Origin of the sequence: Gordonia sp. VNK21 (assembly GCF_046098115.1) — a bacterium.
Taxonomy (GTDB): Bacteria; Actinomycetota; Actinomycetes; order Mycobacteriales; family Mycobacteriaceae; genus Gordonia.
The window spans coordinates 101,332-115,285 of the sequence record NZ_JBJURU010000010.1 but is presented as its reverse complement, the minus strand read 5'-3'; the positions used below and the strand labels follow the sequence as shown (position 1 = coordinate 115,285).

Here is a 13,954-nt window from a genome sequence, read left to right as displayed (position 1 = left end):
CAACCCCGTGGGAGGGCCGCGCTCGGCCCACTAACCACTCACTCCCGGCCACCGGCCGAGAAGAAGGAACAGAGCAGATGAGCAAGAAGAGCAAGGCCTACCAGGCCGCCGCTGAGAAGATCGATCGGGACAAGCTGTACAGCCCGCTGGAGGCTGTGGAGCTCGCCAAGGAGACCTCCTCGAAGAACACCGACGCCACCATCGAGGTCGCCGTCCGCCTGGGCGTGGACCCGCGCAAGGCCGACCAGATGGTGCGCGGCACCGTCAACCTGCCGCACGGCACCGGTAAGACCGCCCGCGTGATCGTGTTCGCCGCCGGAGACAAGGCCACCGAGGCAACGGCCGCCGGTGCGGACGAGGTGGGAGCCGAGGACCTGATCGAGAAGATCCAGGGCGGCTGGCTCGATTTCGACGCCGCGATCGCCACCCCGGACCAGATGGCCAAGGTGGGCCGGATCGCCCGCGTCCTGGGTCCGCGCGGCCTGATGCCGAACCCGAAGACCGGTACCGTCACCACCGACGTGACCAAGGCGATCAACGACATCAAGGGCGGCAAGATCAACTTCCGCGTCGACAAGGCCGCCAACCTGCACTTCGTGATCGGCAAGGCGTCGTTCGACACCAAGGCCCTCGCGGAGAACTACGGTGCCGCCTACGACGAGATCATGCGCGCCAAGCCGTCGGCCGCCAAGGGCCGGTACCTGAAGAAGGTCACCGTCTCGAGCCAGACCGGTCCGGGCGTCCCGGTTGATCCGGCCGTCAGCCGGAACTTCGCCGAGGCCCCGCAGGCCTGAGTTCCCCGTCGCAGCGCCCCCGGCCACCTCGTGGCCGGGGGCGCTGCGCATCGTCGTCGGTCGCCGTTCGCCTCGCCCGGCGGCGCGGCCCGCGCTAGCGTCATGCCCATGGAGCCTCGTGGACGCAAGATCAGCATCATCGGCGCCGGTGCGGTCGGCACCGCCATCGCCTATTCGGCCCTGATCCGCGGAGTGGCGCGGCAGGTGGCGTTGATGGACGTCAACGCCGAGAAGGTGGCCGCGGAGGTCCTCGACCTCTCGCACGGCCTGGAGTTCGTGCCGCGGGCCGCGGTCACCGGCGGACCGGATCCGTCGGTGTGCGCCGGCTCGGACGTCATCCTGTTCACCGCCGGCGCCAAGCAGAAGCCCGGGCAGAGCCGGCTCGAACTGGCCGAGGCCACCATCGCACTGACCCGCACCGCGCTTCCGCCGATCGTCGAGGCCGCCCCGGACGCGATCGTCGTGATGGTCACCAATCCGGTGGACGTGGTCACCTACGCCGCCTTGAAGTTCACCGGGCTGCCGCGCACCCGGCTCTTCGGCTCGGGCACGGTCCTCGACTCCTCGCGGCTGCGCTTCCTGCTCTCCGAGCACTGCGGGGTGTCGGTGCAGAACGTGCACGCCTACATCGCGGGCGAGCACGGCGACTCGGAGGTCCCGCTCTGGTCGTCGGCCACCATCGGCGGCGTCCCGCTGCTCGACTGGGAGCCGCTGCCCGGCCGCGAACCGCTCTCGGCGGCCGCACGCGAATCCATTCACGCCGAGGTGGTCGGCACCGCGTACCGGATCATCCAGGGCAAGGGCGCCACCAACTACGCCATCGGGCTGGCCGCGGCCCGCATCGCCGAGGCGGTGCTGGCCGACGAACACCGGGTGCTGCCGGTCTCGACCCTGCTCGACGAGCCGGTGCACGGCATCGCCGATGTCTGCCTCTCGCTGCCCACGGTGGTCGACGCCGACGGCGCCGGCCGGCGGCTGCCGGTGTCGATGTCGGCCGACGAACTGGCCGCGCTGCGGGCCTCGGCAACCACTCTGCAGGACCTGCAGCGGCGTTTCGGGCTCTGACCGCCCCGGCCTGTGGACGCGGCCGCATCGTCGGCCGGGACTGTGGACGGCGGCGCGGCCGGCCGGCGCGGCGATCGCTACCGTGGCACACATGACCGACGAGAAACTGCTCACCCGGATCGGTGGTCTGCTGCGCCAGGCCGAGGGCACCGACAACGAGCACGAGGCGCAGGCCTTCATGGCCGCGGCCCAGCGGCTGGCGACGGCATCGTCGATCGATCTGGCGGTGGCCCGCGCGCACGATCCGGCGCTGCGTAAGCGGTCGGTGCCGATCACCCGGAAGATCACCGTGGGCCAGGCCGGCAAACGCGGGCTGCGGACCTTTGTGCAGCTGTTCGTGCAGATCGCCCGCGCCAACGACATCACCTGCGATGTGGCGTCGAACTCCACCTACGTCATCGCCTACGGCTTCGAGGCCGACATCGATGCGGTGCAGGCGCTGTACGCCTCGCTGGTGGTGCAGATGGTCGCGGCGAGCAGCGCCTACCTGAAGTCCGGCGAGTACAAGAACCAGACGGCCCGGCAGGTGGTGACCCGCACGGAGGGGCGCCGGCGTCGCCGGGTGGTCGAGGAGAAGCCGCTCTCGCCGATCACCGCCCGGCTCAACTTCCAGTCGGCCTTCGCCGAGCGGATCGGGGCCCGGCTGGCCAGGGCCCGGGACGAGGAACGCGAGCAGGCTCTGGCCCGGGACCAGGCCGAGGGCGCCGCGCGGTCGTCCACGGCGATCGCCCTGCGCGACAAGGAGATCGAAGTGGCCGACTACTACTCGAGCGCCTCGCAGGCACGCGGCACCTGGCGGCCGAGCAGCGCCAGCGCGGGATACTCGTCGGCGGCCCGCCGGGCCGGGGACCGGGCCGGACGTCGTGCCAGACTCGGGACCGAGCGCGAATTCGGCGCTCCCCGGGGAGCTTTGGGGCAGTGACCCGCGATGCCGCCCGCAGCCGGTTCTACGCCACTGAACGGCTGGTCCTGGACCTGGTGGAGCGGGCGGGCCCGGCCCACACCGTCCAGCTGGCCGGGACCACCCTGACGCTGCCCGTCGAGGCGCGCTTCGGCTCGGTCGAGGACATCCAGGAGTACGCGGATCGCGTGCTCGCGCTGCCATCGGTGCGTGAGCACTTTCCGCGTGCGCAGATCCCGATCACGGTGCGGCGCCGCAGATCCGGTGCCGCCGCCCACTATTCGCCGGGGTCCGCGGAGATCGCCGTTCCGGACGATCGCGACGGCCGGTGGGCGCTGCGCGAGCTGGTCGTCCTCCACGAGCTGGCCCATCACCTCGACGATGGCGACGGACCTGCGCACGGCCGCGCCTATGCGAACACGCTCATCGACCTCGTCGGGCTCGTCCTCGGACCCGAACTGGCCCTGGTCTACCGGGTCCTCCTCGGTGATGCCGGGCTGCTGTAGCCCGGGGAGCGGGCAGCCCACGACCCGCGTCGCTGCCTCACTTCCAGTTCGCGGCCTGGGCTCAGGCCGCGAACTCGAAACACGACCGCGAGATCAGCCCGCGGTCATCGGGCGCAGCTGACTCTCGGTGGGCACCGGCTCCGCACCGAGGTCCCCGTCGGTGAGGAAGGTCAGGTAGCTCGGCTTGTTGGGATCGAGCACCAGCTGCTGGCGGCGTCCGCGGGCCTTGATCAGGTCCGGGACGATGGTCAGGTAGCGCGGCAGCGAGGCGGCGTACACGTCCACCCGCAGCCGGTGGCCGGGCGCGAGCACCGCGTCGGTGGGCACCGTGTCGACGTCGATCCGCACCGGCTCGTCGGGCGGTACCGGCAGACGCCGCTCCCGGGTGAGGAAGTGCACCGCGTCGATCAGGGTGCCGCCCTCGGCGTAGGTGCAGCGGGAGGTGTCCAGTGCCCGGTTCGAGGCGGTCAGCGCACCGTTGGTGAGCACCGTCGACGTGCCGTCCGGGGCCACGTCGTTGACGGTGACCGCCCAGATGCCCTCATGCGCGGTGGTCGAGACGTTCAGCCGCAGATTCATCGGACCGGAGAGCTGCGTGGGCCGGGTCACCGGTTCGCTGGTGAAGCTGAGCGCCCCCGCCTCCTGGAAGCTCGCATCGGTGGAGAACTTCTCGCCGAACGCGATCGGCAGGCCGGCGAGCACCTGCGACAGATCACGGGAGACGAAGCCGCGCAGGTCGGGCCGGATCCGCAGCGACCGGCGGCGGGACGCGGCGGTGGTGCCGAGCCGGCCGTCGTGCCGGGCGTGCGGCGCGGTGCCCGACTCCTCCTCGGTGAGGAACAGTCGCCGCGGCCGCACCTCGGCGCGCGGATAGCTGCTGCCGCACGACCAGCCGCCGCCCTGCTGCTGCATGGTGACCGGGCCGTAATCCTCCACACCGTTGTCGATGCCCTTGAGCCAGCGGTCGAACCAGGCGCGCTCGAGCACGTCCAGACGCGGCGGCTGACCGGCGCCGCCGTGGTCGCAGCCCGGATCGAGGTGGTAGCCGTCGGCGATCAGGGCCTGTTTGCGGCCCGGCTCCATCTGCAGCTGCGAGTACACGCGGGTGGCGCTGCGGCCGAACAGGTCGTGCCAGCCGCCGACGGTGAAGGTGGCGGCGGTGATCTTCTCCAGATCGGGGGCGCGCTCCGCGAAGTACGGGGCGTCGAAGATCCGGTCGTCGCGGGCGGTGAGGAAACCCCACAGCAGCGACGGGATCTCGCTGGCCGGCGAGGCGAGCCGGTCGTGCAGCCAGCGGGCCTGATCGCCGCGCAGGGTGTCGCCGAGCACCGTCGCCGGATTCGGCAGCCACTTGAGCGCGTTGACCATGGCCAGCCAGATCGGGATGAACGACGACGGCATGCCGCCGGTGATGTAGATGTCGCGGACCACGTCGGCGGTGCCCTCGACCGCGAAGATCGCCTTGAGCGGCTCCGGGTCGAGTGCCGCCGCCTGGATGGCGTTGATCGCCGAATACGACCAGCCGGCCATGCCGACGGCGCCGTCGCACCACTCCTGTTCGGCGATCCAGTCGATGAGCTCGACCGAGTCCTGCTGTTCGCGCGGGCTCAGGATCTCCCAGCGTCCGTGCGAGGCGCCGGTGCCGCGGACGTCCACCAGCACCTGCGCGTAGCCGGACTGCACCAGATTGCGGTTGATGCCGAAGACGTCCCACAGGCCCAGACCCAGGGTGCGCACGATGCGGCCGGCCCCGGCCAGCGGGCCGTCGTCGTAGCGCATAGAGCCGGTCACCGAGCGCACGGCGCGGCCGACGCCCGGGCCGTGCAGGAAGTTGTCCAGACCGTCGAGGACGGCCCGGTTGTACGGGTTGATGTTGAGGACGGCGGGGAAGGGGGCGCGCACCGGCTTGCCCAGGCGGGTGGCCGGGCGGACGACGGTGGCGCGCAGCCGCACGCCGTCGCTCATGGTGATCGTGACGCTGCGATCGATGTGCACCCGCGGATACGCCGGGCGCCCGTCGACGGCCTCGAGCCAGGCCATCGCATCGGCCCCGCCCTGCGCGTCCCGGTATTCGGGAACGGCGGTCACCCGGGTGCGCGCACCGGCGGCGGTACCGCGCTGCGGGCTCTGGTCGTCGAAGTCGAGCTCAAGCGTCACGAGTGCTTCCTCTCGTCCCGGCGCCTCTCGGGTGAGGCGCCGACCACGGCGGCGAAGGGGCCGTGATGTGTCACAGCTCACTTAACCGCCCGAGTACCAATTAAGCACGAGTGGTTTCCAGATTGTTAATCGGGGGTCACAGTATCGGTGTGTTCGGGTGACCGCGCCGTGACCGAGGCGGCGGCCGAGAGCACCATCGCGGCCGACAGCTGCACCGACAGATCGCGTTCGGGGACGGCCGAGGAGCCCACCGCGCCGCCGTCGAAGCGCCCGGCGGCGCCGGCCGCGTCCGGGATCACCGCCGGCCGACTCCAGTCCGCGGCGAACAACGGCCGCCCGGCGACCTCGGCGCGGCCCTCCCACGCCGCCTCCGCACTGGCCAGGACCAGGGATGCGGCCTGCCGGCGCAGGGCCTCGCCGCCCGGTGCCGTCTCGGGCAGGTCGGTGGCGATCAGTGCCAGGTAGCGGGCCAGAATTCCGGCGAACAGGCCGCCGTCGCCGCCCCCGCCGCCGCGGATCACCCCGTCGGTGGTGAGCTGCCCGGCCACCGCGGCCACCAGGGCGGTCATCCGGTTCAGGAAGCGCTCCTGCCCGGTGCTGCGGTACAGCTCCAGGTCCAGGCCCAGGGTGACGCCCTGACAATAGGTGTAGACGTTGCGCACCATCCGTCGCGAGCCGTCGGCCTCGAGCCACTCGCCGTCGGCGATCAGTCCGCTCGGCAGCAGCATGGTCGCGGCGATCCAGTCGCTCATCTGCGCGGCCCGCTCCAGCCGGCCCCGGCGCGCCAGGAAGATGCCCGCGGGGCCGTTGGCCGGCACATTGAAGAAGTGGTCGGTGACCCGCCACGGGATGCCGCCGCCGAGTTCCGGCGCCCAGGCGTCGGTGAAGACCCCGGTGAACAGCCGCTGGGCCCGCTCGTGGCGCAGCAGAGCCGGTGGGGCGCTGTGCCGGTCGAGACGTTCGACGGCCAGCGCCAGCCAGGCCATGTCGTCGTAGTAGTCGTTGCGCCAGCGCCCCGCATTGCGGATCCGGATGCCGCGCAGCAGGGCGCGGGCCTCGCCGGCGGCCCGGCGATCGCCGCGCGCGGCGGCATCGGCGAGTAGATCCACCAGGTGGGCCTGCCACCAGTAGTTCCACGACGCGGTCAGCCGCCGGCGCGAGCCGAAGCGGCCGGCCGGCGGCCAGGCGGGGGCGCCGATCCGGGTGCCCGGCACCACGTGACCGAGCCGGCGCAGATGGCGCTCGCGCAGGGCGTCGAGCGCCTCCTCGGCACGGCGGAGGATCCGGGCGGCGTCGTCGCCGGACGACGATTTGGCATCGGTGCGCATGGCCGTTTAGCCTAGAGGGCGGTGCGTCGGCCCATCGGGTCGGCGCGTCGAGTTCAACCAGAGACCGTTGGTCGTCGGGATGCGTCCCGATCGAAGGCCCGATGAGAATCGGCGGCCCACGCAGGATGAACGTGGAACACCCCGTCCGGCGTCGCCGCCGGAGACCGTGCGCCCCGTGCTTCCTGCCCGGGGCGTTTTTCTGTGTCGGGGGTTCTATCGATCGCCACCGCGTCACGTGCTCTGGGTCGCGACGTTCCGGTCTGGCCGGAACGCGGAGAAGACACGAGAGGAGGCGAAGTATGGCGAACCCCGAAAAGGTCACTGCGGTTGCAGAGATCGTCGAGCAGTTCAAGGGCTCCACTGCGGCGGTCATCACGGAATACCGTGGTCTGTCCGTCCCGCAGATCTCCGAGCTGCGTCGCTCGCTCGGCGACGGTGCCACCTACTCCGTCGCCAAGAACACCCTCGTCAAGCGTGCTGCCGCTGAGGCAGGCGTGGAGGGGCTCGACGAGCTGTTCACCGGTCCCACCGCGATCGCCTTCATCGAAGGTGAGCCGGTGGTGGCAGCGAAGGCCATCAAGACCTTCGCCAAGGAGAACAAGGCTCTGGTCATCAAGGGCGGCTACATGGACGGCAAGCCGCTGTCCATCGCCGAAGTTGAGGCCATCGCCGACCTGGAGACCCGCGAGGTCCTCCTGGCCAAGCTCGCCGGCGCCATGAAGGGCAACTTGGCACAGGCCGCCGGGCTGTTCAACCAGCCCGCTTCGCAGGTGGCGCGTCTCGCCGCCGCCCTGCAGGAGAAGAAGGGTGGCGAGGGCGAAGCCGCCTGAGCGACCTGACGATCACTCCACCCGGCCGGACCCCGGCCACATCCAGACGAGCCTGCACCGCAGGCAACCCGTAAGGGACTTAAAGGAAGGACGCCATCATGGCGAAGCTCACCGCTGACGAGCTCATCGAGCAGTTCAAGGAACTGACCCTGCTGGAGCTCAGCGAGTTCGTGAAGAAGTTCGAAGAGGTCTTCGAGGTCACCGCCGCCGCTCCGGTCGCCGTGGCCGCTGCCGGTGCCCCGGCTGCCGGCGGCGACGCCGGTGCCGCCGCCGAGCAGGACGAGTTCGACGTCGTCCTCGAGGGCGCCGGCGACAAGAAGATCCAGGTCATCAAGGTCGTCCGCGAGGTCGTCTCGGGCCTGGGCCTGAAGGAAGCCAAGGACCTGGTCGAGGGTGCCCCGAAGGCGCTCCTGGAGAAGGTCAGCAAGGAAGACGCCGAGGCCGCCAAGGCCAAGCTGGAAGAGGCCGGCGCCTCCGTCTCGCTGAAGTGACCTCGTCACTCAGGTGAGACCGTCGCCGTAGCGCGACTCCAGCCGATTACGGCTCAGCGCGAGGCCCGCAGGGATTCCCTGCGGGCCTCGCCGCATCCGCGGGGCCGGCGGGAATCGGCGGCGATCGGTGGCGCGGGCCCCCGGCCGGACCGTGCGCCGGGGGTGGGGGAGGACCTTTCGGGCGGGGCGAACGGGCCTCTGCGGCGCAGCTGGGCGGGTGTATCGGCGGGGTCTGCGGGCGTGACCCGATCGGGTGTGATCCCGCTCGCCCTCGGGTTCGGATCGGGGACACGTCTCACCTTGTGCGCCGCCGCTTCTTGGGTTACTCTCAGCGAGTCGAGAAGTTACCGCACGGTAGGTTTCACTCCTCTCCTCCAGGGGGGATGGCCGACCGCTCGGGCTCGTATCGCCGGGTGGGCGCTGTGCGTTAAAGTGACCGCAGCCACAAACGGCGCGCCGAGTTAGCGGAAACACCGCGAGGTGGTCGGGACCATCGCGACATCTTGTCGGCGCAGATGACACGTCTGGAGGGACGCAGTGGGAGTAGAGGTTGCAGTCGAGGGCTTGACTAAGTCGTTCGGCTCACAGAACATCTGGCGCGATGTGTCGCTGACCCTGCCTGCCGGCGAGGTGAGCGCGCTGCTCGGCCCGTCCGGTACCGGTAAGTCGGTCTTCCTCAAGACTCTGATCGGTCTGCTTCACCCCGAGCAGGGCTCGGTGGTCATCGACGGCACCGACATCACCCAGTGCTCGGCCAAGGAGCTCTACGAGATCCGCAAGCTGTTCGGCGTCCTCTTCCAGGACGGCGCGCTCTTCGGTTCGATGAGCCTCTACGACAACATCGCCTTCCCGCTTCGTGAGCACACGAAGAAGAAGGAAGACGAGATCCGCCGCATCGTCATGGAGAAGGTGGAGCTGGTCGGTCTGGCCGGCGCCGAGGACAAGCTGCCCGGCGAGATCTCCGGCGGTATGCGCAAGCGCGCCGGCCTGGCCCGCGCCCTGGTGCTCGACCCCCAGATCATCCTGTGCGACGAGCCGGACTCCGGTCTGGATCCGGTCCGCACCGCCTACATCAGCCAGCTGCTGATCGACATCAATGCCGAGATCGACGCCACGATCCTGATCGTGACGCACAACATCAACATCGCCCGGACCATCCCGGACAACATCGGCATGCTCTTCCGCAAGGAACTGGTCATGTTCGGCCCGCGCGAGGTGCTGCTCACCTCGGAGCAGCCGGTGGTCAAGCAGTTCCTGGCCGGTGACCGTTTCGGTCCGATCGGCATGTCCGAGGAGAAGGACGAGGCCGTCGCCGCCGCCGAGGCCGCCATGCAGGCCGCCGGCATCCACGGCGGTGGCACCCAGGACGACTTCAGCGAGATCATCCCGCAGGTCCAGCCCAACCCGGGGATGCCGGTGCGGAAGGCGGCGCTGCGGCACCGCCAGAACGTGCTGAACATCCTGGGCACTCTGCCGCCGCAGGCCCAGGCCGCGATCATCAAGTCCATCGAGCAGGAGGACCGTCGCGCGGCCGAGACCCCGGAGACCTCCGCCACCCTGGCCGCGATGGCCGGCCACGAGTTCCACGTCCCCAACGGGGTCGACTACGGCACCACCCGGGTCTCCACCCCGACGATGGTCGCCGAGACCGAGGTCATCGAGACCCCCACCGAGGTCATCGAGGACGTGTGGGTGCGCGAACAGGACTCGCCCACCGGCCCCATCGAGACCGTGGAAGAGACCGAGATCATCGACCGGGACGGCCGAGGGAGTAGTCAGGCATGACCAGTGCCACCACGCGTGGCGTCAACAGGATCGCGAAAGCCGGTGACGGGGCGTTAGCCCAGACCGGCAACATCGTTCAGCTCTTCGTCGACGTCGCACGCCAGCTGTTTGTGCGCCCCTTCCAGTGGCGTGAGTTCATTCAGCAGGCGTGGTTCATCGCCAGCGTCACGATTCTGCCGACGGCCCTGATCGCGATCCCCTTCGGCGCCATCGTCTCGCTGCAGACGGGCTCGCTGATCAAGCAGCTCGGTGCCGAGTCGTACACCGGCGCGGCGAGCGTTCTCGTGGTGGTGCAACAGGGGTCGCCTCTGGTGACCGTGCTGCTGGTCGCGGGTGCGGCCGGCTCGGCGGTGGCCGCGGACCTGGGGTCGCGGACCATTCGCGAAGAGATCGACGCCATGGAGGTGCTGGGCATCAACCCCGTCCAGCGCCTGGTGGTGCCCCGTGTGCTGGCCATGGTGCTGGTCGCGGTTCTGCTCAACGGCCTGGTGGCCGTCGTCGGTATCGCCGGCGGTTATGTCTTCAACGTGATGGTGCAGGGCGGTACGCCGGGTGCGTATCTCGCCTCCTTCAGCGCCCTGGCGCAGCTGCCCGACCTCTACATCTCCACCCTCAAGGCGGCGATCTTCGGTCTGCTCGCCGGTGTGGTGGCCGCCTACAAGGGGCTCAACCCGAAGGGCGGCCCGAAGGGCGTCGGTGAAGCGGTCAACCAGTCCGTGGTGATCAGCTTCCTGCTGCTCTTCTTCGCCAATCTGATCATCACTGCGGTGTTCCTGCAGATCGTCCCGCCGAAGGTAGGTTAGACGTGACCCGTGGTGTGACCGTCTCCAAGAGCAGGCCCGAGTACCTGCTGTACGAGACCAAGAAGCAGCTGGCCAAGCCGATGAAGCTGCTCGACGGTGCCGGCGAGCAGATGTCGTTCTACTCGCGCACGCTGGCCTGGATCCCGAAGACCCTCGTCCACTACACCCGCGAGGTGCTGCGGCTGCTGGCCGAGGTGGCCTTCGGTGCCGGTGGCCTGGCCGTCATCGGCGGCACGGTGGGCGTGATGATCCTGATGTCCGGCTTCACCGGTGTCGTGGTGGGCATGCAGGGCTACGCGGCCCTCGATCAGATCGGTTCGCAGGCCCTCACCGGCTTCCTGTCGGCCTATGTCAACACCCGTGAGGTGGCGCCGCTGGTCGCGGGTCTGGCGCTCAGCGCCACGGTCGGCTGCGGCTTCACCGCACAGCTCGGCGCCATGCGGATCTCCGAGGAGATCGACGCGCTCGAGGTGATGGCCGTGCCGTCGATCCCGTTCCTGGTGAGCACCCGCGTGATCGCCGGCTTCGTCGCCGTCATCCCGCTGTACGTGCTCGGCCTGATGGCCGCCTATCTGGCCTCCCGTGTGGTCAACACCGTCTTCAACGGGCAGTCCACCGGTTCCTACGATCACTACTTCAACTTGTTCCTGCCGCCGGCCGACGTGCTCTGGTCGTTCGGCAAGGTGCTGATATTCGCCTTCGTCATCATCCTGGTGCACTGCTACTACGGCTACTACGCCAGCGGCGGCCCGGCCGGAGTGGGCGTGGCCGTGGGACACGCGGTACGTGCAGCACTGGTGCTGATCGCCGTGCTGGACTTCTTCCTCGGCCTGGCGATCTGGGGCACCACGACGACGGTTCGAGTCGGAGGGTAGAGGAAACGTGGCAGCCACAATCAAACGCAGACTGCTCGGTCTGCTGTTCTTCGTCGTGGTCGCGGCCCTGCTGGCGCTGTCGATCCTGATCTACCAGGACCGCTTCAAGAGCTACACCGAAGTGGTCTTCGAGACCGGCAACGCCGGCAACGCGCTCACCAAGAACACCGACGTCAAGGCGCGCGGGGTGCTGGTGGGCACCGTGAAGGACGTGCAGGTCCAGGAGGGCGGCGACGTCCGCGTCAAGCTCGCCCTGGATCCGGACAAGGCCCGGGAGCTGCCGGCGGGCACCACCGGACGGGTGCTGCCCAAGACCCTGTTCGGTGAGCGCTACGTCTCGCTGGAGATCCCGAAGAACGGTTCGGGGCACCTGACCGCGGGCGCGGTGGTCAAGACCAACAGCGCCGGGAACGCTCCCGAGGTGGAGGATCTCTTCGATCATCTGCTGCCGGTCCTCGAGGCCATGCCTCCGCAGGACCTGTACGTCACGCTCACCTCGATCTCGCAGGCGATCGGCGGCAAGGGCCAGGAGCTCGGCCAGATGATCAACAACCTGAACACGATCTTCGAGCGGGTCAACGCCAACATGCCCGCTCTGCAGGGCACCCTCGAAGGCCTGGCCTCGTTCTCGCAGACCTACTCCGAGGCGCTGCCCAACATCATCGACGGCCTCGACACCCTCCGGGTGACCAACCGGACGATCGTCGAGAAGCAGGGCGACCTGCGCGGTCTGATCCAGACCCTCGGCGTCGCGGCCACCGACACCACCACGTTCCTCAACACCAACCGCAGGGACCTGATCCACCTCGGTGTGGACTCGGAGACGCTGCTGGTCCAGCTGGCCCGGCAGTCCCCGTCGTTCGGCTGCATGTTCAACAACTTCGCCACTCTGATCCCGGACTCGAAGAAGATCGTGGGCGTCGGGACCGAGAACCCCGGCGTGCGGGTCAACCTGCAGTTCGTCAACCCGCGCGGACGCTACCTGCCCAACCAGGACGAGCCGCGCATGTGGTGGACCGATCCGCCGGCCCGCTGCTTCGACCTGCCCACGGACGGCCGTCCGTTCCCGCAGTACCCGGGCGGGTCGCTGCCGGACGGCTCGTACCAGCCGCCGTCACGCAACCCCGGACCCAAGGTGGTCAAGGAGCTGCCGCAGCCGCAGTTCAGCGCAACCCCGGCCGGTGACGGCATGACCGATGAGGCCTACCTGAATCAGATGAAGCTGATCTACGGCGCCAGCAGCGGTGTGTACCCGTCCGAGGTGCCCACCTGGATCACCTACACCACCGCCGGTGCCCTGCAGGGAGCGGAGGTGAACCTCAAGTGAAGTCTCTGGTCGGCCCGCTGATCAAGCTGGGCGTCTTCGCCGTGGTCACCATCCTGGCCACCGCCGTTCTGGGCATGCTGATCGCCAACGCCGGTGGCGGTGGCGGCACCACCTACAAGGCGACCTTCAACGACGCGGCCATGCTCAACCCGGGCGATGATGTGCGTATCGCCGGTGTCCGGGTGGGGCAGGTCGAGTCGGTGAAGATCGTCGACCGCAACATGGCCGAGGTGGGCTTCAGCGTCGACCGGCGCAAGCTGCCCCGCGGCACCCAGGTCTACATCCGCTACCGCAACCTCACCGGCCTGCGGTATGTGGCGCTGGAGAAGGGCGCCGGCAGTCCCGAGGACACCGTCGGCAAGGGCTACACCTTCCGGTACGACTCGGATCCGGCCAAGACCAGCACCCATCCGGCGGTCAATCTGACCGAGCTGTTCAACGGCTTCCGGCCGCTGTTCAAGCAGATCACCCCGGAGGACGTGAACACGCTGGCCGAGACCACCATCAAGGTCTTCCAGGGCGACATGGACACCACCATCGGCGACCTGATCAGCCAGACCTCGGAGCTGACCAACTCGCTCGCCGACAAGGACAAGGTGATCGGCGAGCTGATCACCAACCTCACCAAGGTGCTCGACACGGTCAACAAGAACGACCAGCAGTTCTCCGCGTTGCTCACCAACACCGAGAAGCTGGTCGTGGGATTGGCCGCGCAGCGCGACTCGGTGGGTTCGGCGATCACCTCGGTGGCCGGACTGACCGACCTGACCGGGTCGCTGCTGCAGCAGACCCGGCCGTCGATCCAGGGCTCGCTGTCCTCGCTCAAGGTGCTCTCGGACAAGATCGCCGCGCGCGACGACGAGGTGAACCAGATGCTCGACAACCTGCCGGTCAAGCTCGAGAAGATCGGCCGTGCGGCCACCTTCGGCTCCTGGTTCCAGTTCTACCTGTGCGGTATCGACATCCGGGCGGGCAACGGCAAGTCGACGCAGCTCACGCAGCCGATCATCGGGCTGCCAGACATCAATCACGTGCTCTACACCAGTGCGGCACCGCGCTGCTGGCGGGACGGAAAGGTCAACGGGGGGTGAC

General features: G+C 69.1%; 13 protein-coding genes. 11 read left to right on the top strand and 2 right to left on the bottom strand.

All coding sequences use genetic code 11. The features are described from left to right. The first annotated feature begins 77 nt into the window (after positions 1-77). The 4 genes from rplA (at position 78) to ACJMNC_RS12440 (ending at position 3,266) form a co-directional block, all read left to right on the top strand. Complete coding sequence (gene rplA, locus ACJMNC_RS12455; RefSeq protein WP_408948281.1) at positions 78-794, top strand: 50S ribosomal protein L1; 717 nt, start codon at positions 78-80, stop codon at positions 792-794. Between the two features lie 108 nt (positions 795-902). Beyond that, a complete protein-coding gene (locus ACJMNC_RS12450; RefSeq protein ID WP_408948280.1) occupies positions 903-1,859 on the top strand; it encodes an L-lactate dehydrogenase in 957 nt (318 codons plus the stop codon). Between the two features lie 91 nt (positions 1,860-1,950). Continuing rightward, on the top strand, positions 1,951-2,781 hold the full coding sequence (locus ACJMNC_RS12445; protein ID WP_408948279.1) for a DUF2786 domain-containing protein: 831 nt from the start codon (positions 1,951-1,953) through the stop codon (positions 2,779-2,781). Then, positions 2,778-3,266, top strand: coding sequence for a TIGR04338 family metallohydrolase (locus tag ACJMNC_RS12440; protein WP_408948278.1), 489 nt, complete (start codon positions 2,778-2,780; stop codon positions 3,264-3,266). The genes ACJMNC_RS12445 and ACJMNC_RS12440 overlap by 4 nt, the downstream gene beginning before the upstream one ends. A 93-nt stretch (positions 3,267-3,359) precedes the next feature. On the opposite strand, the gene ACJMNC_RS12435 is transcribed toward ACJMNC_RS12440, so the two are convergent. After that, the gene (locus tag ACJMNC_RS12435; protein ID WP_408948277.1) at positions 3,360-5,423 is read right to left on the bottom strand and encodes a CocE/NonD family hydrolase; all 2,064 of its coding nucleotides are present in this window, start codon (positions 5,421-5,423) and stop codon (positions 3,360-3,362) included. A gap of 125 nt (positions 5,424-5,548) precedes the next feature. Beyond that, entirely contained in the window at positions 5,549-6,751 is a 1,203-nt protein-coding gene (locus ACJMNC_RS12430) for a glycoside hydrolase family 76 protein (protein WP_408948276.1), read from the bottom strand. A gap of 299 nt (positions 6,752-7,050) precedes the next feature. Here ACJMNC_RS12430 and rplJ point away from each other — a divergent pair, with 299 nt between their 5' ends. From rplJ to ACJMNC_RS12395, 7 genes are all read left to right on the top strand, one after another. Next, positions 7,051-7,581, top strand: coding sequence for a 50S ribosomal protein L10 (gene rplJ, locus ACJMNC_RS12425; RefSeq protein WP_408948275.1), 531 nt, complete (start codon positions 7,051-7,053; stop codon positions 7,579-7,581). 98 nt (positions 7,582-7,679) lie between these two features. After that, on the top strand, positions 7,680-8,072 hold the full coding sequence (rplL, locus tag ACJMNC_RS12420) for a 50S ribosomal protein L7/L12 (RefSeq protein ID WP_408948274.1): 393 nt from the start codon (positions 7,680-7,682) through the stop codon (positions 8,070-8,072). 537 nt (positions 8,073-8,609) lie between these two features. Beyond that, positions 8,610-9,857 carry an ABC transporter ATP-binding protein gene (locus ACJMNC_RS12415; RefSeq protein WP_408948273.1) on the top strand — a complete coding sequence of 416 codons (1,248 nt, stop codon included), beginning with the start codon at positions 8,610-8,612 and terminating at the stop codon, positions 9,855-9,857. Next, positions 9,854-10,660, top strand: coding sequence for an MlaE family ABC transporter permease (locus ACJMNC_RS12410; protein ID WP_408948272.1), 807 nt, complete (start codon positions 9,854-9,856; stop codon positions 10,658-10,660). The genes ACJMNC_RS12415 and ACJMNC_RS12410 overlap by 4 nt, the downstream gene beginning before the upstream one ends. Positions 10,661-10,662: 2 nt before the next feature. Beyond that, positions 10,663-11,535 carry an MlaE family ABC transporter permease gene (locus tag ACJMNC_RS12405; RefSeq protein ID WP_408948271.1) on the top strand — a complete coding sequence of 291 codons (873 nt, stop codon included), beginning with the start codon at positions 10,663-10,665 and terminating at the stop codon, positions 11,533-11,535. A 7-nt stretch (positions 11,536-11,542) separates the two neighbouring features. Further along, on the top strand, positions 11,543-12,862 hold the full coding sequence (locus ACJMNC_RS12400; protein ID WP_408948270.1) for an MCE family protein: 1,320 nt from the start codon (positions 11,543-11,545) through the stop codon (positions 12,860-12,862). After that, positions 12,859-13,953, top strand: coding sequence for an MCE family protein (locus ACJMNC_RS12395; protein WP_408948269.1), 1,095 nt, complete (start codon positions 12,859-12,861; stop codon positions 13,951-13,953). The genes ACJMNC_RS12400 and ACJMNC_RS12395 overlap by 4 nt, the downstream gene beginning before the upstream one ends. Position 13,954: the final 1 nt, after the last annotated feature.